General features: G+C 66.6%; 1 protein-coding gene. It reads right to left on the reverse strand.

The window, feature by feature from the left end; all coding sequences use genetic code 11:
* The coding region (locus tag ABD225_RS18255) for an IS256 family transposase (protein ID WP_344089031.1) at positions 1-1033 on the reverse strand (1033 nt) is incomplete at its 3' end.
* Between the last annotated feature and the right edge of the window lie 127 nt (positions 1034-1160).

The raw sequence follows: 1160 nt of genomic DNA on the forward strand, positions 1-1160 counted from the left end.
TGGCGGGGTAGGTCTTGCCCCACTTCTCCTCGAGCTCTTCGAACGCGGCCCAGGCAGCCTGGTCGGTGGCCGCGGTGTAGATCTTGCGCATGTCCCGGGCGAGCTGGTCCCAGTACTTCCTGCTCGCGTACCGGAACGTCGCCCGGATCAGGTGGATCACGCACGCCTGCACGATCGTGGACGGGAAGACCGCGGACACCGAGTCCGGCAGCCCTTTCAGGCCGTCACAAACTGGGGGCACCTCCCGCTTGCGGGGGAGGAAGAAGATGTCGCGAACGCCGCGGTTCTTCAGGTCGGTCAGGACCGCCAGCCAGAACTTCGCCGACTCCCCGCCGCCGTGGCCGGCCCACAGACCCAGGACATCGCGGCGGCCGGCCAGGTCGACCCCGATCGCCGCGTAGAACGGCTGGTTGCCGACCTGCCCGTCGCGGACCTTGACATAGATCGCGTCGATGAACACCGCGGCGTACACGCCCAGCAGAGGCCGGGAGCACCACGACTGCATCTCCTCGACCACGCGATCAGTGATGCGGGAGATGGTGTCCTTGCCGATGGAGGCGCCGTACACCTCATGGAAGTGCGCGGAGATCTCGCCGGTGGTCAGGCCCTTGGCGAACAGGCTGATCGCGACCGCGTCCACGTCCGAGAGCCGCTTCTGACGCTTCTTGACGATCACCGGCTCGAACGTGCCGGCGCGGTCCCGCGGCACCTCGATCACCACCTCCCCGGCCGCGTCGGTCAGCACCGTCTTGGCGCGGGTGCCGTTGCGGATGTTCTCCGCCCCGCCCTCCGGTGCTCGATGCTTGGCGTGACCAACATGGTCGGTCATCTCCTCCTCAAGCGCTGCCTCGAGCACGGTCGCGGTGATCGACTTCAACAGGCCCTCCGGGCCGGTGATGTCATCACCCCGCTCCCTCGCGGCCTTGACCAGCTGCGCGATCGCCGCCTTCTCCGACGGTGTCGCGGTCGACGACGACGAACGCTTCTTGGCGTCCTTGGGCATCGAGCTCACGCTCGTGATTGTCTCGGTCATCAGTGACCAACCTTCCCGCCAGCCCTCGCTGACGTGTCAGGTCAGAAACACCGTTGGTCGGACTTACATGCTGGTATGGCGTGCGCGGGGGTCGTGACCCTGAATCTGACTGGTGTCCTGCTGGATT

Source organism: Nostocoides veronense (assembly GCF_039531185.1).
Classification (GTDB): domain Bacteria; phylum Actinomycetota; class Actinomycetes; order Actinomycetales; family Dermatophilaceae; genus Nostocoides_A; species Nostocoides_A veronense.